Raw genomic sequence first — 20,254 nt, forward strand, 5'->3', positions numbered from 1 at the left:
GCGACAGGGTATCATACCCTGTCGCCGGGAAAATTAATCTTGCGGGTCAGACGCGGGGAGCAGTACCGGGTTCAGGCAGCTTTCGTAATATTTCTGAATCTCTTCCATACGCTGGCGATGGCGTTGATAACGACGCAGCGCCTGTACGCCGTGGTAAGCCATGCACCCCAGCATCGACAACAGCAGCAGCGTAATGCCCAGATAGCGCCACAGTCCGCTGCGGTCGGGGATGCGGTGCAGATTGATATGCTGGGTGCCGTTGGCGTCGGTAAACAGATTGGTGACGATCCCTTCGGCGTGGAAAGGGGTATGCATGAGCATACCGGCCAGCCGCCGCAGCTCGCTCCACTGCTCATGTGCCGGATAATCATACAGGCTCACCGCCGGCCACGGCTGATTGACCAGCACGCTGCCTTCATCGCTGGCGATCAAGAAACCGCCGGGCGCCGGGCTGTTTAGCGCCTGCGCGGCTCGCGAAGTTTCACGCATTACAAAGGGGGCGGTGGAAGTGGTCACCAGATTCTCCAGCGACTCCGCGCTGACCGGGCGCAGCAGCACGTTCACGCCGTCCAGTTTCCCGGCGGTGGCGCGCTTGGTCAGCGCCTCCCAGTTACGGGTATTTCCGAGGTTGACCAGCGCATTCTTCAGGCGCAGGCAGTCATCCTTTGCCGAGCAGAGATCGTTGGTTTTCAGGACGATATCGCCGAAATCATCCAGCAGCACCATGCCTGATTTCTGAATCGCGGAGCGCAGCGCCGGGCTGACGCGGGAGTCATCGTCGGTTTCCGGATGCAGCTGGCGCTGGACGGATTGCATCAGGGCGGTCGCTTTGCTGACAATATCAGACTCCGGTAGCGGCAGAGGAGGGGCGTCGTTCCATACAATCTGTGAACAATCGAAAGGCAGGAACGGCGAATCCTCTTTGGCCGACCAGCTACCCGGCGTACGGATATTACACATCCCGGTGCCTGTCAGGCGCAGCGTATCGCCAATGCGCACATGGGCTTTTGCCAGCTGGTCGACGGTTGTCGCTTCAATCGTCTGGGCGCCCTTCAACCACGACAGGGTGAACTTAAACGGCATATTTAGCGGTACGCTGACCCACAGCATGATCACCACTACCAGCGCGCCGGCGGCGATAATCGCGCTGCGCAGCCAGTACTGTAGCGGGAAGTTTTTCACTTCATCATGGAGCGACAGGTAGCGTCCCTGGCGGGCCACGTGACGGTTGAGATAGATATCAATATCGGTCTGCTGTCCCAGGTCCTGGGCTATCCATGGCTGCCAGTGGCGCGGATAGATAAGATCGATAATGCCCAGCGAGATATTATTGATATGTTCTTGATCGTTTTCGCCAAACAGTCCCCAGCGCTTGGGAACGCCACGCAGGCAGTGGATTTCGCGCAACGCGGCGCGGCGCGGCGGGGCATAGATCCCCCCCACGCCAGCGGCGAGAAGCAGTACCCCCGCGGCCACCAGCCAGGGGGTAAAAACGGCTGGCCCAATCAGGCTGAAATAAAAGAACAGAAAGGAGGCGACGATCAGGATCGCTTCGCGCAGCCCATCCGGCCGGTTGAGGGCGTGTTCTTCCCGACTTTCCCGACGGATCTGCCGTAGCTCTACCTGTTCGCTCTCTTCGCCGCGAATGGAGGCCTGGGTGGCCGATGCGCGTTCCAGGGCGTAGCTTTGCGCCTCCTGACGATAGTCGCTCAGGCTATGTCCGTTAAGGGTGATAACCAGCGGCAGGCTGTCGGTGGGGATCAGCTCAACGCTGTTTTCGTCGTTGATATGCTGTTCCCAGAACGGCGGCAGATGGACTTCCACCGAATCGAGAAAGTAGCGCCATTTATTCGGCGCGTCGGTAGTGATCCCGTAGCGAGTGATGGCTCGCGTCACCGCGTAGACCGTATCACTCTGTTCATTCAGCGCCAAAGCGACGGGTGCGGTCGTTGCGCCGGACGCCGGGACCTGCAGGGTGCGACTGAGCTCCGCAAGATACTTTTCGATAGCCTGACGCTCATCGGCAGGAAGCGGCCGCGTAGTGGCGTCGCTAAAGGCGTGCAGTAGAGGAAGGCGTCGGCGTCTGGCGTGAGACCGGTACCACCATCCGATGAGCAATACGCAGATTAGCAGAGCTGTAAGGAAAATCAGAAAGGTGCCCATGCCCATCCCATCATAGTTATTTTTTTCTTACGATATCGTCGGTGAACGTGAAGACTAACGTCAAGCTGCAGTGTTAGTGGCGCACCTGGTTACAGGGTAGTGAATATGTCATGCAGCAACGTATAAGCTTACCAAAAACGTTAATGCGCAGAAATCGGTAAATTCTCAAACAGAATTCAAGCTATTGACTTTTTTATCTTTATTACTTTCCCCTTTGCCGGTAAAAGGTTACAACTCTGTAAATAAGTAGCGATTTGGATTGCCGAAAGCGTGTTGCGTATCGCACAATGACTGCTTAATCACAGCATAGACCGATGACAATGAGCAAATCATTACAAAAACCCACCATTCTCAATGTTGAAACTGTCGCCCGTTCGCGCCTCTTTAATGTCGAAAGCGTCGATCTGGAATTCAGCAACGGTGTGCGTCGCGTTTATGAACGTATGCGGCCATCCACCCGTGAAGCGGTGATGATTGTGCCGATTGTTGATGATCACATTATTTTGATTCGCGAGTATGCCGTCGGCACGGAATCCTACGAGCTGGGTTTCTCCAAAGGGCTGATTGACCCGGGTGAAACCGTGGATGAAGCAGCGAATCGCGAGCTGAAAGAAGAGGTTGGCTTTGGCGCCAATAAGCTGACGTTTCTGAAGAAGCTCAGTATGGCCCCCTCTTACTTCTCCAGCAAAATGAATATCCTGGTGGCGGAAGACCTCTATCCTGAGTCACTGCCGGGCGATGAACCTGAGCCGCTGCCGCAGGTGCGCTGGCCGCTGGCGCAGCTGATGTCGCTGCTGGATGAAGAAGATTTTAACGAAGCCCGTAACGTCAGCGCGCTGTTTTTGGTGCGCGAGTGGCTGCTGGCTCAGGGCCGACTCTGAGAGAAAGCGCGCCGTTAGCAGCAATAAAAAAGCGCCCGCAGGCGCTTTTTTTGTCAGAACAGTTCGTGGGTTTCACCACCGCCGTCAGTCAGGGTGGTGCCCACCTCATGGACCGCCTGCTGCGTGGGCTGGGTTCCTTCAATGAAGTATTCCGCGCGGCTGTTGCCCCCGTTAGCCAACTGACCAGTGCTGCGGTCGATATTCACCGTGACGATCCCCGGCGGCGGGGTTAACGGCTCTTCCGGCACCCCCTCCAGCACGCTCTTCATAAAGCTGTCCCAGGCCGGCTGGGCACTTTTAGCACCCCCCTCATAGCCGGAGATCTGATCTTTAATCGCCCCGGAGGCGGTGGTGCGGCCAAGATCGCGACGATGATCGTCAAAGCCGATCCATACCGAAGTCACTACACCTGGGCCGTAGCCTGAGAACCAGGCATCCTTCGAGCTGTTGGTGGTCCCGGTTTTCCCGCCGATGTCATGCCGCTGCAGATCGCGTCCGGCACGCCAGCCGGTTCCCATCCAGCCCGGTTCGCCAAAGATGTTGCTGTTCAGTGCGCTTTTTATCAGGAACGACAGCGGCGTGTTAATCACATGCGGCGCGTATTCCTGGGCGCCGCTCTGTGCAACCAGCGACTGGTTGGCCTGCTCCAGCTGCGGCTGTGGCGGCACGTTGCCGTTCTGCGGTTCCGTCGAGGTGGCGACATCTTCCACATCTTTATTTTCCAGCACGTTGGATTTTGGCGTATCACCGTAAATGACCGGTAAATCACACTGCGGGCAGGCGATTTTCGGACGTTCTTCGAAGAGAACGCCGCCCTGATCATTCTCAATCTTACTGATAAAGAACGGGTTGACCAGGAAGCCGCCGTTGGCCATCACCGAATATCCGCGGGCAACCTGCAGGGGCGTAAAGGAGGCGGAGCCCAGGGCCAGCGATTCTGTGTGGACAATGTTTTGCGCCGGGAAGCCAAAGCGCTGCAGATACTCGGCGGCATAGTCAACGCCCATGGCGCGCATAGCGCGCACCATCACCACGTTTTTCGACTGTCCAAGCCCCTGGCGTAAACGAATCGGACCGGCATACTGCGGCGGCGAGTTCTTCGGCCGCCAGTCGGATCCTGCGCCTGCGTCCCAGCGCGAGATCGGCACATCGTTGAGCATACTAGCCAGCGTTAAGCCTTTATCCATCGCGGCGGTATAGAGGAACGGCTTAATGTTGGAGCCGACCTGACGCAGCGCCTGAGTGGCGCGGTTGAACTTGCTCTGGTTAAAGTCAAACCCGCCGACGAGAGCAATAATCGCGCCGTTTTGCGGATTAATGGAGACCAGCGCTGAGTTGACGTCCGGGACCTGTGACAGCCACCAGCCGTCAGCCACTTTACGAACCCAGATCTGCTGCCCGGCCTGCAGGACGTCGTTGACTTTACGCGGGGTCGCCCCCTGCTGCGTATCCGAGATAAAGCGCCGGGCCCAGCGCACGCCGTCCATCGTCAGAGAAACCGAGTCGCCGTTAGCCAACAGCGCGACGGCCTCCTGGGCATTCGCGGAAGTGACCACCGCCGGGAAAAGCGGGCCGTAGCCAGACTGACGCTTCAGCGAGTCGATGATTTTTTTCGTCTCCCACGGCGTTTCACCGACTTTCCACAGCACGCTGGCCGGGCCGCGGTAGCCGTGACGCATATCGTAATCCAGCACGTTATTGCGTACCGCCTGCTGGGCTGCCTGCTGATTCTTGCGAGTAATGGTGGTGTAAACCCGGTAGCCATCTTCATAGGCCTGCTCGCCGTAGCGATTCACCATCTCCTGGCGCACCATTTCGCTCAGGTAAGGGGCGGAGAAAGCGATTTTCGGCGCGTGATAGCTGGCGTCGATCGCTTCGCTGCGCGCCTCATCATATTGCGCCTGGGTGATGTACCCCTCGCTCAACATACGCGACAGCACCACGTTGCGACGGGCGGTCGCGCGATCCATGGAATAGAGCGGGTTAAAGGTAGAAGGCGCTTTCGGCAGACCGGCAATCACCGCCATCTCACTCAGGGTCAACTGGTCGATAGGTTTGCCAAAATAGACCTGCGCCGCGGCGCCGACGCCATAGGCGCGGTAGCCGAGGTAGATCTTGTTCAGATACAGCTCAAGGATTTCATCTTTGTTCAGCAACTGCTCGATGCGGATAGCCAGAAAGGCCTCTTTAATCTTACGCATCAACGTCTTCTCGGGGCTGAGGAAGAAGTTACGTGCTAACTGCTGGGTGATGGTGCTGGCGCCCTGGGAGGCGTGGCCTGAAAACATCGCCACGCTGGCGGCGCGGAAAATACCCACCGGATCGACGCCGTGGTGCTCATAGAAACGGCTGTCTTCAGTGGCGATAAACGCTTTCACCAGCTCGGGGGGAATTTGCTGCAGCGTCACAGGGATACGGCGTTTTTCGCCATATTGCGCAATAAGCTCACCGTCGGCGCTATAGACCTGCATCGGGATCTGCAAACGCACATCCTTCAGGGTTGCGACGTCGGGGAGTTGCGGCTCTATGTATTTGTAGAGGCCAAAAATCGAGCCTGCTCCCAGCAGTACGCAACAGACTGCAAGGATCAATAGATACTTTACGAACTTCACCGGTGTTTTCCCATTTAGTTTTATTTGGGCAGTTTATAAACAAACGCGCGGTAGTATAAAGGCAAGCCAGGTGCATTGATATAGCCGGACAGTTTTGCCGGATAAGGAGATCGTAAGCATGGCTTTCAGAAACTGGCGGATCGGGATGCATATCCAGCAGGATAGCATCGCCATTGTCGCGCTATTGCATGAACGCTCACACTGGGCGCTGCGCCGCTGGTGGCGTATTCCGCTGCCGCCAGGCCTGGTACGGCAGGGGATGGTGGTGGACGTCAGCGCCCTTGGCGCACAGCTTAGCGCCTGGCGGCGGGAGCTACCGGTGCAGCATCAAGTCAGTATCGCTTTCCCCGCCGTTCGCACGCTGCAAAAGCGCCTGCCTTATCCCCAGTTCGCCCTGCGGGATCGTGAACAGGCGACGTGGATAGCCAGCGCGATGACCCAGCAACTGGCGATGCCCGCCGCCTCCTTAAGCATTGATTATGCTCCCACCTCGCGGGATGACGGTTGGCAGGTCACGGCGGCGCAGCGGCTGGACATCAATGTCCTGCGGGCGCTGGCAGGACGGCTACGACTGCGGGTAGCGGCCATCGTGCCGGATGCCAGCGCGCTCGGCGCGTTTGTCCCCTTGCTGAACCCGCAGTCGCAGGGCCTCGCGTGGCGGGATGAAAATCACTGGCTATGGGCGACGCAGGAGGCCTGGGGTTGTGTCACCTGCGATGAGGTGAAGTCGTTAAGCCAGCTGGCGGAGCAGCTTCAGGTTCCTTTGCGTCTGTGCGCTGACGCTGGCGACGAGGCCAGCAACTTAGATGTCTGGCAGGTCATTCACCGCCGGCAGCCTCCTCTGCCGGTCGATGGCGATCGCTACGCTATCGCCCTTGGGCTGGCGCTGGGGAGTGAACACCATGACGCATGCCGTTAATCTTCTCCCCTGGCGCGACCTGCGGCGGCGCCAGCGCCTGCGCTTCATCCTGCTGATTGCTACCGGCATTATGCTGCTGGGATTGATGATCCTGCAGGTATGTCGCACGGTCCGTCTGCAGCATCTCGCCCTGGCGACACTCCACGCGACGGCCGACGCGCAGTTGCTCGCCTCGCTTAAACAGCGCGAGCTTCCAATGCGCGAGGCGTGGCAGCAGCACCAGCGTCATCGTCAACAGCAACGGCGTAGAGCGGCGATCGCCGCCTGGCAACCCAGGCTGCTGGCGCTGGCGGCAGATCTGCCCGCGCAGGCGTGGCTGACGCGGCTGGATTACCAGGGCGCGGTTCTGACCGTGAACGGCCTGGCCCTCAACCTTCAGGCGCTGGCCGGACTGGAGCGCATTCTGACCAATGTGGCGGGATTCGCGCCGGCAAAAGCGGGCGGAACGCAGCGCGACGCCGAGGGACGCTGGCAGTTCAGTTTTACCCTTGCAGAAGAGCGTGCCGATGTGGATTAGCAGCCGGCGCAGCCAGGCGGTGCTGCTGACCCTGCTCGCGATGGGGGGGCTGGGCTTCGGCGTTACGCTCTGGTGCGCTGCCGGGCCGCCGCTGGCGGCAGTGTCCCGCGACCCCGTCCTGCAAACGCAGTGGCGGCGGATCATGTCGCTGCGCATCCCCGCCGGTGAAAGGTCCGGAGAGCGCATCGACAAGCAGCCGTTCTCGCCGATAGCCATTCCGCTCACCGGGGCCAAGCTAATCGCCTGGCGTCCGCAGGGGAGCGGGGGTGAGATGGAGCTGACTCTGCCCTGGCAGATGCTGCCCGCGCTTTTTTCCTGGCTGACGCGCGGTGGAATGACCCCGCGATCGTTCTCGCTGGAGCGTGAGGCGCAGGTGCTCCGCCTGCGTTTGCAACTGGAGGCGGAAGATGGGGCGTAAACGCTGGGCCTTACTGTGGCTGCCGCTGTCGTTGCTGGCGGCCGAGCGTGACCCTTTCCAGCCGGTTGAGGATCCCTGCCGCACGGCGCAGCTATCGCAATGGCGCTATGGCGGCGCGGCCGGGGATGGCGCAGGCTGGACGGGGTTTCTGCAGGACGGGAGCGGCAAATGGCGGCGGGTGCGCATGGATGATCAATTGCCCACGGGCTGGCGGGTGAGCCGGCTGACGACCGGTGAGCTGGAGATCGCCACGCCTGCGGGGTGTGAACCGCCAGCGTGGCGCTGGCAACGTGAAGGGAAACAATATGATGCGATGGATAAGCCTACTGCTTCTGCTGCTGCCGCTGGCGGCGCCCGCCGCCCGAAATGAAAAGACAATTTCGCTAGTGGTTGATGACGCGCCGGTGGCTCATGTGCTGCAAGCGCTGGCCGAAATGAACCACAAGAACCTTGTTGTGGCGCCGGACGTTAGCGGTACGCTCTCCCTGCATCTGCAAACGGTTCCCTGGACCCAGGCGTTGCGGGCGGTGGCGGATAGCGCAGGCCTCTCTTTGCAACAGCAGGGAACGGTCATCTACGCGCATACCCAGGCCTGGCAAAAGGCGAATCAGGCGCAGCGTGAAGCGGAACAGGAGAAACGCCTGCAGAACCTGCCCCTGCAGGCCGAGAACGTGACCCTGCACTATGCCGATGCCGAGGAGCTGGCTAAAACGGGCGGTAAGTTGCTTAGCGCCAGGGGGCACCTGATGGCGGACAAACGGACCAACCGGCTGCTGATCCGCGATGATGCCCGGCATCTGCCGGCGTTGAAAGCCTGGGCGCAGGAGATGGATTTGCCCGTCGGACAGGTGGAGCTGGCCGCTCATATCGTGTCGATGAGCGAAACCAGCCTTCGCGAGCTGGGGGTGAAGTGGCGGCTGGCGGAGGCCGGAGGCTCGCCGGGATCAGGACAAATCACCACCCTGAGCAGCGATATGTCGGTGAACGATGCCAGCACCCGTGCGGGGTTTAACATCGGCAAGATTAACGGTCGCTTACTCGAACTGGAACTTTCCGCGCTGGAGCGCAAGCAGCAGGTCGATATTATCGCCAGCCCTCGTTTGCTGGCCTCGCATATGCAGCCCGCCAGCATCAAGCAGGGGAGCGAGATCCCCTATCAGGTTTCCAGCGGTGAAAGCGGCGCCACGTCGGTGGAGTTTAAAGAGGCCGTGCTGGGCATGGAGGTGACGCCGACGGTGCTGCAGCAGGGAAGAGTGCGGCTGAAGCTGAGGATCAGCGAAAATACGCCGGGTCAGGTGCTGAAGCAGGATAATGGCGAGGCGCTGGCCATCGATAAACAGGAGATAGAAACCCTGGTGGAAGTTCGCAGCGGCGAGACGTTAGCGTTGGGCGGCATCTTTTCGCAGAAAAACAAAACCGCCCGCGACAGCGTCCCGCTGCTTGGCGATATCCCGGTGCTGGGGCGTCTGTTTCGTCGCGACGGGAAAGATAATGAACGCCGTGAACTGGTTGTCTTTATTACGCCACGGATTCTGGCGGTACGTTAAGCAGGTTTTTCATGCTAAACACGTTTCAGGTGTTTGACGTGAGGACGGATTTAGCATACAAGGGGTACCGATTTGAGAGTCGGGTACGACATCAATCCTCCCTTTATTGTCCGGCGATTTTATTCAGTTGCCAAACCAGCCGGAGTATTGAGATAATTTTTAGTCTGACTCTCGCTCTATTGCATATGAGGTTTCAGTTCATGCCCTGCGGCGCTGGGTGTCTGCGAAGCGGGTTTATCATTAACGAATAGTCTTAGTAGTACCGAAAAAATGGCAGAGAAACGCAATATCTTTCTGGTTGGGCCTATGGGTGCCGGCAAAAGCACTATTGGGCGTCAGTTAGCCCAACAGCTCAACATGGAATTTTACGATTCCGATCAAGAAATTGAGAAACGCACTGGCGCTGATGTGGGCTGGGTCTTCGATGTTGAAGGCGAAGAGGGCTTCCGCGACCGTGAAGAAAAAATTATCAATGAGTTGACGGAAAAACAGGGGATTGTGCTGGCGACTGGCGGCGGCTCTGTAAAATCCCGTGAAACGCGTAACCGTCTCTCCGCCCGCGGCGTGGTGGTCTACCTGGAAACGACAATCGAGAAGCAGTTGGCCCGTACGCAGCGCGATAAAAAGCGTCCTTTGCTACAAGTCGATGCGCCGCCTCGTGAAGTGCTGGAAGCGCTGGCTGACGAGCGTAACCCGCTGTATGAAGAGATCGCCGATGTGACTATCCGCACAGACGATCAGAGTGCGAAAGTCGTCGCGAACCAGATTATTCATATGCTGGAAAGCAATTGATTCTGGCTTAATAAAAGTGCGTCAGAGTAAAAGTCACTGAGGTGGACGTCGCGTTATGGAGAGGCTTACTGTTACCCTCGGGGAACGTAGTTACCCGATTACCATCGCGGCTGGTTTGTTTAACGATCCAGCTTCCTTCCTGCCACTCAAGTCGGGCGACCAGGCTATGCTGGTCACCAACGAAACGCTGGCGCCGCTTTATCTGGATACCGTCCGCTCTGTGCTGGAGCAGGCAGGGGTCAACGTTGACAGCGTGATCCTGCCCGATGGCGAGCAGTATAAAAGCCTGGCGGTGATGGATACTGTTTTTACCGCGCTGTTGCAAAAACCGCATGGCCGCGACACCACGCTGGTGGCGCTTGGCGGTGGCGTAATTGGTGATTTAACCGGTTTCGCCGCGGCAAGCTATCAGCGCGGGGTGCGTTTTATCCAGGTCCCTACCACTCTGCTGTCACAGGTCGATTCGTCGGTCGGCGGCAAAACCGCAGTGAACCATCCTCTCGGCAAAAATATGATTGGCGCCTTCTGGCAGCCGGTTTCGGTGGTGGTTGATCTTAACTGTCTGAAGACCCTCCCGGCGCGTGAACTCGCTTCCGGACTGGCTGAGGTCATCAAGTACGGTGTGATCCTCGACGGCGAATTCTTCAGCTGGCTGGAAAACAACATTGATGCGCTGCTGGCGCTGGATGAAAAAGCGATGGCGTACTGTATTCGCCGTTGCTGTGAGCTGAAAGCGGAAGTTGTGGCTGCCGACGAGCGTGAAACCGGGTTACGTGCTTTACTCAATCTTGGACATACCTTCGGCCATGCTATCGAGGCGGAAATGGGCTACGGTAACTGGCTGCACGGCGAAGCGGTGGCGGCAGGTATGGTGATGGCGGCGCATACGTCCGAACGGCTGGGGCAGTTCCGCGCGCAGGATACACAGCGCATTATCAATCTGCTCAAGCGTGCAGGCTTACCGGTACGCGGCCCGCAGGAGATGAGTGCGCAGGCGTATTTGCCCCATATGATGCGCGATAAAAAAGTACTGGCGGGCGACATGCGGCTGGTGCTCCCGCTCGCAATAGGAAGCAGCGAGCTGCGCGGCGGAGTGCCGCATGATGTGGTTCTTGGCGCGATTGCTGATACTCAGCAGGCGCAACAATAAGAAGGTCTGGCCGCGTTCGCGCGGCGTTATCATTTCGGGTGATGTGCAATAATCGTGAGCATAAGCCTTTTAGTGGGGTGTTAAATGGATGATTTCAAACCAGAAGACGATATGAAAGCCGATCGCAACGATCGTCGTGCTGGTCGTTCCCGTCAGTCTTCCGAGCGTGATGCCGATCCGCAGATCAATTTTGACGACGTCGATCTTGATGCCGATGAAGGCCGTCCGACGCGCGCCGGTAAGGCCCGTCGCGAGCGTGAAGAGGAAGAGTTCGAAGAAGAACTGGATGCGGAAGACGAGGAACTGCTCGAAGAGCAGCCTGTAGAGCGTCGTCCGCGCAAGCGTAAAAAAGCGCCGGCCAAACCTGCCTCCCGTCAGTACATCATGATGGGCGTGGGGATTCTGGTGCTGCTGCTGTTAATCGTGGGTATTGGTTCTGCGCTGAAATCGCCATCCTCGTCCAGCCAGCAGACCGCTTCCGGCGAGAAGAGCATTAATTTGTCTGACGATCAGTCCACCAGCACGCCTGCTGCCGGTCAGGATCAGACTGCTGCTGTCAACACCACCCCACAGCAGGACGTAACGGTTCCGCCTATTGCCGCGAACCCGACGCAGGGCCAGGCAGTATCAGAGCCGCAGGGCCAGCAGCGTATTGAAGTTCAGGGCGATCTGAACAATGCGCTGACCCAGCAGCAGGGCCAGCTGGACGGCGCCGTGGCTAACTCGACGCTGCCAACTGAACCGGCAACCGTCGCGCCGATCCGTAATGGCGCCAATAGCACTGCGGCGCCGCGCCAGGCGACCGAGCGTCAGACGGCTGCAACGCCGCGTCCGGCAGAGCGTAAGCACACCGTTATCGAAGCGAAGCCGCAGACGAAGCCTCAGGCCGTGGCAAAAGCGCCGGTAGAAACGAAGCCGGTTCAGCCGAAGCATGTTGAAAGCGCGGCGACTACCGCCCCGGCGAAAACCACCGTAACCGAAAGCAAACCGGTGGCAACAGCGCAGAGCAAACCGGTAGCAACAGCGTCCACCACCACTGCCGCGCCAGCCGCAACGGCAGCGCCAGCCGCGAAGAGCGGTAAAACGGCAGGTGACGTGAGCTCAATGAAATCTGCGCCGTCGGGTAACTATACCCTGCAGCTCAGCAGCTCCTCTAACTACGACAACCTGAACAACTGGGCGAAGAAAGAGAAGCTGGATAGATATGTTGTCTATGAAACGTCGCGTAACGGCCAACCGTGGTACGTGCTGGTGAGCGGTATCTATGCTTCGAAAGAAGAAGCGAAACGCGCTGTCACCTCGCTGCCGGCGGACGTGCAGGCGAAAAATCCATGGGCAAAACCACTGCATCAGGTACAGGCTGACCTGAAATAATGCCGTGGGGTAGTCTTAAGCGCAGGATGCTGTCGGAGCTTTCTCCACAGCCGGAGAACGTGTAATTAGTTAGGCAGCATGAAAAAGAATCGCGCTTTTCTGAAGTGGGCAGGGGGGAAGTACCCCCTGCTTGACGATATTAAAAAGCATTTGCCGGAAGGCGAGTGCTTAATCGAGCCCTTTGTGGGCGCCGGGTCGGTATTTCTCAATACCGACTTTTCTCGTTATATCCTCGCGGATATCAACAGTGACTTAATTGGCCTGTACAACATCGTTAAATTGCGTACCGACGAATACGTCGCCGCTGCGCGTGAGATGTTTGTCCCGGAAAACAACGTCGCTGAGCGCTACTACCAGTATCGTGATGAATTCAACCAAAGCCAGGATCCGCTGCGTCGCGCGGTGCTGTTCCTGTATCTGAATCGCCACGGCTACAACGGCCTGTGTCGCTACAATCTGCGCGGCGAGTTTAATGTGCCGTTTGGCCGCTATAAAAAGCCCTATTTCCCCGAGGCAGAGCTCTATCATTTCGCCGAGAAAGCACAAAACGCCGAGTTTTACTGCGAATCGTATGAAGAGTGCATGCAACGTGCCGATAGCCGCGCGGTGGTATATTGCGATCCACCCTATGCGCCGCTGACGGCGACGGCGAACTTTACCGCCTACCACACCAACAGCTTCAATCTGGAACAACAGGTACTGCTGGCGCAAAAGGCGGAATCGCTGATGAAAAAGCGGATCCCGGTGCTGATTTCCAACCACCGCACACCGTTGACGCAGGAATGGTATAAAAACGCGGCAGAAACACATATTGTGAAGGTTCGGCGCAGCATCAGCAGCAACGGTGGTACGCGTAAAAAGGTGGATGAGCTGTTAGCGCTCTACCGTCCGCCTAAGACCAAATAAATTTCAAGGAGATGCGGATGAAGCAGTATTTGATTGCCCCTTCGATTCTGTCAGCTGATTTTGCCCGTCTGGGTGAGGATACCGCGAAGGCGCTGGCGGCGGGTGCGGATGTCGTGCACTTCGACGTCATGGACAACCACTACGTGCCGAATCTGACGATTGGCCCGATGGTGCTGAAGTCGCTGCGCAATTACGGTATTACCGCGCCAATCGACGTCCACCTGATGGTGAAGCCGGTCGACCGCATCATTCCTGATTTTGCCGAAGCCGGCGCCAGCATCATCACCTTCCATCCTGAAGCCTCCGAACACGTCGATCGCAGCCTGCAGCTGATTAAAGAGCACGGCTGTAAAGCGGGCCTGGTGTTTAACCCGGCGACGCCCCTGAGCTACCTCGATTACGTGATGGATAAGCTGGACGTGATCCTGCTGATGTCGGTTAACCCGGGCTTTGGCGGCCAGTCCTTTATTCCCCAGACGCTGGATAAACTGCGTGAAGTACGCCAGCGCATCGATGCTTCTGGCTACGATATTCGCCTGGAAGTGGATGGCGGCGTGAAAGCCAGCAATATTGGCGAAATCGCCGCGGCGGGTGCGGATATGTTTGTTGCCGGTTCGGCGATCTTCGGTCAGCCGGACTACAAGAAAGTGATTGATCAAATGCGTAGTGAATTAGCGAAGGTGAGTCATGGATAAATTACAGGCGATCCGCGGCATCGCGTTTGATCTCGACGGCACGCTGGTGGACAGTGCGCCGGGTCTAACCTCGGCGGTTGATAACGCCCTCTACGCCCTGGAGTTGCCGGTGGCGGGAGAAGAACGCGTTGTCACCTGGATCGGCAACGGCGCCGATGTCCTGATGGAGCGGGCGCTGACCTGGGCTCGTCAGGAGCGTGCGACGTTACGGGCGGCGATGGGTAAGCCTTCCGTCGACGATCATGATATTCCGCAAGACGAACAGCTGCGCATTTTGCGTAAACTGTTTGACCGCTATTACGCCGAAACGGCGGAAGAGGGTAGCTTCCTGTTCCCGGCGGTGGCCGATACGCTCGGCGCGCTGCATGCCAAAGGCCTGCCGCTGGCGCTGGTCACCAATAAGCCGACGCCGTTTGTCGCCCCGCTGCTGGACGCGCTCGATATCGCGAAATATTTTACCGTGGTGATTGGCGGCGATGACGTGCAGAACAAAAAGCCGCATCCGGAACCGCTGCTGCTGGTAGCGGAAAAGCTCTCTCTGGCTCCTGCCGAGCTGCTGTTCGTCGGCGATTCGCGCAATGATATTCAGGCGGCCAAAGCGGCAGGCTGCTGCTCTGTTGGCCTGACCTACGGTTATAACTATGGCGAACCGCTTGCGCTGAGCGAGCCGGACTATCTCTTCGACCAGTTTAATGAACTCTTACCCGCTCTCGGGTTACCGCACAGTGAAACTCAGGAATTGAAACATGACTAAGCCCATCGTTTTTAGTGGCGCACAGCCCTCAGGTGAACTGACCATTGGCAACTACATGGGTGCGCTGCGTCAGTGGGTAAACATGCAGGATGATTACCACTGCATCTATTGCATCGTGGACCAGCACGCCATTACCGTGCGTCAGGATCCGCAGCAGCTGCGCAAGGCGACGCTGGATACCCTGGCGCTGTATCTGGCCTGCGGCATCGATCCGCAAAAAAGCACCATCTTCGTTCAGTCGCACGTGCCGGAACACGCCCAGTTAGGCTGGGCGCTGAACTGCTACACCTATTTCGGCGAACTGAGCCGCATGACCCAGTTTAAAGACAAGTCCGCACGCTACGCGGAAAACATCAACGCCGGTCTGTTTGATTACCCGGTACTGATGGCCGCTGACATTCTGCTGTATCAGACCAACCAGGTTCCGGTAGGGGAAGATCAGAAACAGCACCTGGAACTGAGCCGCGATATCGCCCAGCGTTTTAACGCCATCTATGGCGATGTCTTTAAAGTGCCTGAGCCGTTTATTCCGAAGTCCGGCGCACGCGTGATGTCGCTGCTGGAGCCGACCAGGAAGATGTCCAAGTCCGACGACAACCGCAACAACGTCATCGGCCTGCTGGAAGATCCGAAATCGGTGGTCAAGAAGATCAAACGCGCGGTGACCGACTCCGACGAGCCGCCGGTGGTACGCTACGACCTGAAAGAAAAAGCGGGTGTCTCCAACCTGCTGGATATCCTCTCCGCGGTCACCGGGAAAACCATTCCTGAGCTGGAGCAGCATTTTGAAGGCAAAATGTATGGCCACCTGAAAGGCGAAGTCGCTGAAGCGGTGTCGGGCATGCTGACTGAGCTGCAGGAGCGCTATCACCGTTTCCGTAACGACGAAGCGTTTCTCAACCAGGTAATGAAAGACGGCGCAGAGAAAGCCAGCGCGCGCGCTTCTCAGACCCTGAAAGCGGTATACGAAGCGATTGGTTTTGTCGCCAGGCCGTAAGCGACGCAACAGCTAAAAAGGCGGGATATTATCCCGCCTTTTTTATGTCTGTCGTCCACGCGGGGGAGGCGAAGATTAGTGGTTCGAGAACCAGTTCAGTTTATCCCGCAGGCCGACCACGCGGCCGACGATGATCAGCGCCGGACTAGCCATCTGCTGCGCCAGGATATCCAGTTGCCCTAAGGTGCCGCTGACCACTTTTTGCGACACGGCGGTGCCGTTCTCGACGATGGCGGCGGGCATATCTTCCGCCATGCCGTGAGCAATGAGCTTCTCGCGGATCGCCGGCGCCTGGTTCAGGCCCATGTAGAACACCAGGGTTTGCTTCTCCACTGCCAGGTTTGCCCAGTCCAGCTCGCCGCCGGTTTTCAGATGGCCGGTGACCAGGCGGACGCCCTGGGCGAAATCGCGGTGTGTTAACGGGATCCCCGAGTAGGCGGAGCAGCCGGAGGCGGCGGTGATGCCTGGAACAACGGAGAAGGGGATGCCCGCCTCACAGAGGGTTTCCAGCTCTTCCCCTCCGCGGCCAAAGATAAAGGGATCGCCGCCTTTCAGCCGGACCACGCGTTTTCCTTTTTGCGCTTCACGCAGCAGGATCTGGTTGATCTCCTCCTGCGGGACGCAGTGGTAGCCAGAACGTTTGCCGACGAACACCCGGTCGGCATCGCGACGCACCAGATTCATGATGTCGTCGGAAACCAGCCGGTCATAAACCACCACGTCAGCCTGCTGGATCTGCTGCAGACCTTTGAGCGTGAGCAGCCCGGCGTCACCGGGACCGGCGCCAACCAGGACGACCTCGCCGCGATGCTCCAACGGCTCCGTCAGTAGCTGCTCGGTGGTATCCGCCACTGCCTGCCGATCGTCATTGGCCAGCGACTGCGCCAGCCGGTCGTTCACAAACAGCTTCTCCCAAAAGCGGCGGCGTTCGCCCACGCTGGCAAACTGCTGCTTAACGCGCGCGCGCAGATGGCCGGCATAGCGGGCCAGCTGGCCGAGATGCAGGGGTAAGACTGACTCCAGCTTTTCGCGCAGCAGGCGCGCCAGTACCGGCGATGTCCCGCCCGAAGAGACGGCGACCATCAGCGGCGAGCGGTCGATGATGGACGGCATAATAAAGCTGGCCTGGCGCGGGGCATCCACCACGTTACAGAAGATACGCCGCGCTTCGGCTGCGTCGCTGACCTGCTGGTTCACCGTCTCATTATCGGTAGCGGCGATGGCCAGCCAGCAGGTGTCCAGCAGCGAGGGGATAAACTCCCCTTGCACCAGGGTTAGCATCTGTGAATCGGCCCACACCTGAAACTGAGGGGTAAAGTCGAGCGCATTGACCGTGACGTTTGCGCCAGCATCCAGTAGCAGACGGGCCTTGCGTTCGGCGACATCCCCGCCGCCAACCAGTAAACAATCCCGCTGGCGCAACTGGCAGAATATGGGTAAGTGATCCACAGAATAACCTCATGAAAATAAGGGGTAGAAAATGCGTGGTCGTAGAATAGCAGCAAAGGTAATACAAAACATGCGACTTATCCCGCACTCATGCGTTGTCGGTCAGAAGTGTTGCTTATGTCTCCCCCCGTAGCCGGGGGGAGGAAGAGGACTTACGCTTTAAGCTGCACCTGGCCGTCTTTCACCCGGGCGTCGAAGCGGGCGATGGAGTGGCTGGCATCTTCCATGCACAGGCCGTCGCTCAGGCGGAAGCGCTGCTTTTTCAGCGGGCTGGCAACCCATAGCGCGCCGTCATGTTCGGCGATAATCCCGCGAGACAGCACGCTGGCGTTGAAGAACGGGTCAATGTTGCTGATGGCGAATACCCTGTCGTCCTGGTAGGGACGGAAGACTGCCACCTGCTGCTGGCCGAGCAGCGCGCAGACGCCGGTGGCCGGCAGGATGTCGTCAATTTTGCAGATGTTTACCCACTGGCTCATACGTTTTCCTCCACCAGCGTGACCGGGATGCGCTCATAGGGCGTGGCCGGGCGGTGCTGGTCACGTTCCGGCACCACCTGTACGTTCGGGTCGCGCTGGTCGCTGTTGATAAAGTGTTTGAAGCGGGTCTGCGCCGCCGGGTTGTTGACGGTTTCGGTCCACTCGCAGGCGAAGGCGGCGCGCAGGCGAGCCAGCTCCTCTTCCAGATGGTCGTTCAGGCCCAGCTTGTCATCGATGATGACGCTGCGCAGATAGTCGATGCCGCCTTCCATGTTGTCCAGCCACGGCGCGGTGCGGGTCAGCTTATCGGCGGTGCGGATGTAGAACATCATAAAGCGGTCGAGATACTTAATCAGCGTCTCGCGATCAAGGTCCGCGGCCAGCAGATCGGCGTGGCGCGGCTTCATCCCGCCATTACCGCACACGTACAGGTTCCAGCCTTTCTCGGTGGCGATGATCCCCACGTCTTTGCCCTGGGCCTCCGCACATTCGCGGGTGCAGCCGGAGACGCCGAACTTCATTTTGTGCGGGGTGCGGATGCCTTTGTAGCGGTTTTCCAGTTCCACGCCGAAGCCGACGCTGTCGCCGACCCCGTAGCGGCACCAGGTGCTACCGACGCAGGTTTTCGCCATCCGCAGCGCTTTGGCGTAGGCGTGGCCGGTTTCGAAGCCCGCTTCAATCAGCTGACGCCAGATCTCCGGCAGGTCGTCTTTCTGCGCGCCAAACAGGCCGATGCGCTGGGAGCCGGTGATTTTGGTGTACAGATTGAATTCACGCGCGATACGGCCCACGGCGACCAGCCCTTCCGGCGTGATTTCGCCGCCAGCGGAGCGCGGGATCACCGAGTAGGTGCCATCTTTCTGAATGTTGGCAAGGAAGTTGTCGTTGGTGTCCTGCAGCGGCGTGTGCTGCGGTTTGAGGATGTACTCATTCCAGCAGGAGGCCAGCAGAGAGCCGACGGTCGGCTTACAGATCTCGCAGCCATAACCCTGACCGTGTTTTTCCAGCAGTTCGTCGAAGGTTTTAATGCCTTCCACGCGGATCAGGTGGAACAGCTCCTGGCGGGAGTAAGCGAAGTGTTCGCACAGGTTGTTGTTGACCTCGATGCCCTGTTTCGCCAGTTCGGCATTGAGCACCTGCGTCACCAGAGGGATACAACCCCCGCAGCCGGTTCCGGCTTTGGTTTCCGCTTTCAGCGCCGCGACGGTGTGGCAGCCTTTGTTGATGGCGGCGATCAGGTCGCCTTTACTGACGTCAAAGCAGGAGCAGATCTGCGCGCTGTCCGGCAGTTTATCGACGCCGATCGACGGCTTGCCGCTGCCGGCGTGGGCCGGAAGGATCAGCGAATCCGGATTTTCCGGCAGCTCGATAGCGTTGAGCACCAGTTGCAGCAGATTGCCATAGTCGCTGGTGTCACCGACCAGCACCGCGCCGAGCAGCGTTTTATTGTCGGCGCTGACGATCAGGCGCTTATAAACTTCTTTGCTTTCGTCGAGATAGACGTAGCTGCGGGCGCCCGGCGTACGGCCGTGGGCATCGCCGATCCCGCCCACGTCCACACCCAGCAGCTTCAGCTTGGCGCTGAGGTCGGCGCCGGTGAAGCTGTTTTCACTGCCGAGGAGATGGTCGACGGCCACCTGGGCCATTTTATAACCCGGGGCGACGAGGCCATACACGCGGTTGTTCCAGCTGGCGCATTCCCCGATGGCGTAGATGTCCGGGTCGGAGGTCTGGCAGCTATCGTTGACCATGATGCCGCCGCGCTGGGCGACCGCCAGCCCGCACTGGGTGGCCAGCTTATCGCGCGGGCGGATCCCGGTTGAGAAGACGATGAAATCGACCTGCAGCTCGCTACCGTCGGCGAAGTGCATGGTTTTACGCGCCTCGATGCCCTGCTGGACGATCTCTTTGGTATTTTTACTGGTGTGAACTTTCACGCCCATGCTTTCAATTTTGCGCCGCAGCTGCTCGCCGCCCATCTGGTCGAGCTGCTCGGCCATCAGCATCGGCGCGAACTCGATCACGTGGGTTTCCACGCCGAGGTTTTTCAGGGCGCCTGCGGCTTCCAGGCCTAGCAGGCCACCGCCTACCACCGCGCCGCGTTTGCTGCGACGGGCGCAGGATTCAATCGCGTTAAGATCTTCAATGGTGCGATAAACGAAGCAATCCTGAGTTTCCGCGCCTTTAATCGGCGGGATCCAGGGATACGAGCCGGTCGCCATAATCAGCTTGTCGTAGAACACGGTGCGCCCGGCGCTGGAGTGGATCACCTTCTCCTGGCGGTTGATGGTGATCGCCCGTTCGCCGACCAGCACCTTGACGCCGTGTTTCTCATAGAAACCTTCGCGCACCAGCGACAGCTCTTCTGCAGTATGGTGGGAGAAATAAGACGACAGGTGGACACGGTCGTAGGCGATACGCGGTTCTTCACAGAACACGGTAATGTCGAACTGTCCGGCAGGCGTCTTATCGAGAAGCTCTTCGATAAAGCGATGGCCAACCATGCCGTTACCGATGATAGCGATTCTGACTTTGCTCATTTTTGCCTCGATTTCTTTTCTATTACCGCCTACCTTAACGATTCAGCCATCAGGCTTATTG

18 protein-coding genes are annotated in these 20,254 nt (G+C 58.6%); 13 read left to right on the plus strand and 5 right to left on the minus strand.

Annotated elements, in window-relative coordinates:
- Positions 1 to 33 precede the first annotated feature (33 nt).
- A complete protein-coding gene (locus AC3EMD_RS01810; protein ID WP_100781139.1) occupies positions 34 to 2,163 on the minus strand; it encodes an intracellular growth attenuator family protein in 2,130 nt (709 codons plus the stop codon).
- Positions 2,164 to 2,483: 320 nt separating this feature from the next.
- Between AC3EMD_RS01810 and nudE the strand changes: the two genes are divergently transcribed.
- On the plus strand, positions 2,484 to 3,044 hold the full coding sequence (gene nudE / locus AC3EMD_RS01815; protein ID WP_012967138.1) for an ADP compounds hydrolase NudE: 561 nt from the start codon (positions 2,484 to 2,486) through the stop codon (positions 3,042 to 3,044).
- Between the two features lie 53 nt (positions 3,045 to 3,097).
- On the opposite strand, the gene mrcA is transcribed toward nudE, so the two are convergent.
- Positions 3,098 to 5,656, minus strand: coding sequence for a peptidoglycan glycosyltransferase/peptidoglycan DD-transpeptidase MrcA (mrcA, locus tag AC3EMD_RS01820; protein ID WP_008807011.1), 2,559 nt, complete (start codon positions 5,654 to 5,656; stop codon positions 3,098 to 3,100).
- A gap of 118 nt (positions 5,657 to 5,774) precedes the next feature.
- Here mrcA and AC3EMD_RS01825 point away from each other — a divergent pair, with 118 nt between their 5' ends.
- The 12 genes from AC3EMD_RS01825 (at position 5,775) to trpS (ending at position 15,725) form a co-directional block, all read left to right on the plus strand.
- Positions 5,775 to 6,575, plus strand: a complete 801-nt coding sequence (locus AC3EMD_RS01825) for a type IV pilus biogenesis protein PilM (protein ID WP_012967139.1) — start codon at positions 5,775 to 5,777, stop codon at positions 6,573 to 6,575.
- Entirely contained in the window at positions 6,559 to 7,092 is a 534-nt protein-coding gene (locus AC3EMD_RS01830; RefSeq protein WP_012540413.1) for a PilN domain-containing protein, read from the plus strand. The genes AC3EMD_RS01825 and AC3EMD_RS01830 overlap by 17 nt, the downstream gene beginning before the upstream one ends.
- Complete coding sequence (locus AC3EMD_RS01835; RefSeq protein ID WP_302073909.1) at positions 7,082 to 7,510, plus strand: HofO family protein; 429 nt, start codon at positions 7,082 to 7,084, stop codon at positions 7,508 to 7,510. Before AC3EMD_RS01830 ends, AC3EMD_RS01835 begins: the two co-directional genes overlap by 11 nt.
- Positions 7,500 to 7,880, plus strand: coding sequence for a HofP DNA utilization family protein (locus AC3EMD_RS01840; protein WP_038421864.1), 381 nt, complete (start codon positions 7,500 to 7,502; stop codon positions 7,878 to 7,880). Before AC3EMD_RS01835 ends, AC3EMD_RS01840 begins: the two co-directional genes overlap by 11 nt.
- The gene (gene hofQ, locus AC3EMD_RS01845; RefSeq protein ID WP_032731340.1) at positions 7,816 to 9,057 is read left to right on the plus strand and encodes a DNA uptake porin HofQ; all 1,242 of its coding nucleotides are present in this window, start codon (positions 7,816 to 7,818) and stop codon (positions 9,055 to 9,057) included. Before AC3EMD_RS01840 ends, hofQ begins: the two co-directional genes overlap by 65 nt.
- A 270-nt stretch (positions 9,058 to 9,327) precedes the next feature.
- Positions 9,328 to 9,849, plus strand: coding sequence for a shikimate kinase AroK (gene aroK / locus AC3EMD_RS01850; RefSeq protein ID WP_002920267.1), 522 nt, complete (start codon positions 9,328 to 9,330; stop codon positions 9,847 to 9,849).
- Between the two features lie 55 nt (positions 9,850 to 9,904).
- Positions 9,905 to 10,999 carry a 3-dehydroquinate synthase gene (aroB, locus tag AC3EMD_RS01855; RefSeq protein ID WP_302073910.1) on the plus strand — a complete coding sequence of 365 codons (1,095 nt, stop codon included), beginning with the start codon at positions 9,905 to 9,907 and terminating at the stop codon, positions 10,997 to 10,999.
- A gap of 84 nt (positions 11,000 to 11,083) precedes the next feature.
- Positions 11,084 to 12,373, plus strand: a complete 1,290-nt coding sequence (gene damX / locus AC3EMD_RS01860; RefSeq protein ID WP_032739008.1) for a cell division protein DamX — start codon at positions 11,084 to 11,086, stop codon at positions 12,371 to 12,373.
- A gap of 78 nt (positions 12,374 to 12,451) precedes the next feature.
- Positions 12,452 to 13,279: an adenine-specific DNA-methyltransferase gene (dam, locus tag AC3EMD_RS01865; protein WP_008807019.1), complete on the plus strand. Its 828-nt coding sequence runs from the start codon at positions 12,452 to 12,454 to the stop codon at positions 13,277 to 13,279.
- Between the two features lie 17 nt (positions 13,280 to 13,296).
- Positions 13,297 to 13,974 carry a ribulose-phosphate 3-epimerase gene (rpe, locus tag AC3EMD_RS01870; protein ID WP_004202179.1) on the plus strand — a complete coding sequence of 226 codons (678 nt, stop codon included), beginning with the start codon at positions 13,297 to 13,299 and terminating at the stop codon, positions 13,972 to 13,974.
- Positions 13,967 to 14,728: a phosphoglycolate phosphatase gene (gene gph, locus AC3EMD_RS01875; protein WP_012540418.1), complete on the plus strand. Its 762-nt coding sequence runs from the start codon at positions 13,967 to 13,969 to the stop codon at positions 14,726 to 14,728. Before rpe ends, gph begins: the two co-directional genes overlap by 8 nt.
- Positions 14,721 to 15,725: a tryptophan--tRNA ligase gene (trpS, locus tag AC3EMD_RS01880; protein WP_008807022.1), complete on the plus strand. Its 1,005-nt coding sequence runs from the start codon at positions 14,721 to 14,723 to the stop codon at positions 15,723 to 15,725. Before gph ends, trpS begins: the two co-directional genes overlap by 8 nt.
- 75 nt (positions 15,726 to 15,800) lie before the next feature.
- On the opposite strand, the gene cysG is transcribed toward trpS, so the two are convergent.
- From cysG to nirB, 3 genes are all read right to left on the minus strand, one after another.
- Positions 15,801 to 17,174 (minus strand): siroheme synthase CysG, encoded by a 1,374-nt coding sequence (gene cysG, locus AC3EMD_RS01885; RefSeq protein ID WP_012967144.1) that lies wholly within the window; start codon positions 17,172 to 17,174, stop codon positions 15,801 to 15,803.
- Between the two features lie 152 nt (positions 17,175 to 17,326).
- On the minus strand, positions 17,327 to 17,653 hold the full coding sequence (gene nirD, locus AC3EMD_RS01890) for a nitrite reductase small subunit NirD (protein ID WP_012540420.1): 327 nt from the start codon (positions 17,651 to 17,653) through the stop codon (positions 17,327 to 17,329).
- Positions 17,650 to 20,193 carry a nitrite reductase large subunit NirB gene (gene nirB / locus AC3EMD_RS01895; RefSeq protein ID WP_302073911.1) on the minus strand — a complete coding sequence of 848 codons (2,544 nt, stop codon included), beginning with the start codon at positions 20,191 to 20,193 and terminating at the stop codon, positions 17,650 to 17,652. Before nirB ends, nirD begins: the two co-directional genes overlap by 4 nt.
- Positions 20,194 to 20,254: the final 61 nt, after the last annotated feature.

This window comes from Klebsiella sp. PK18, assembly GCF_057784655.1.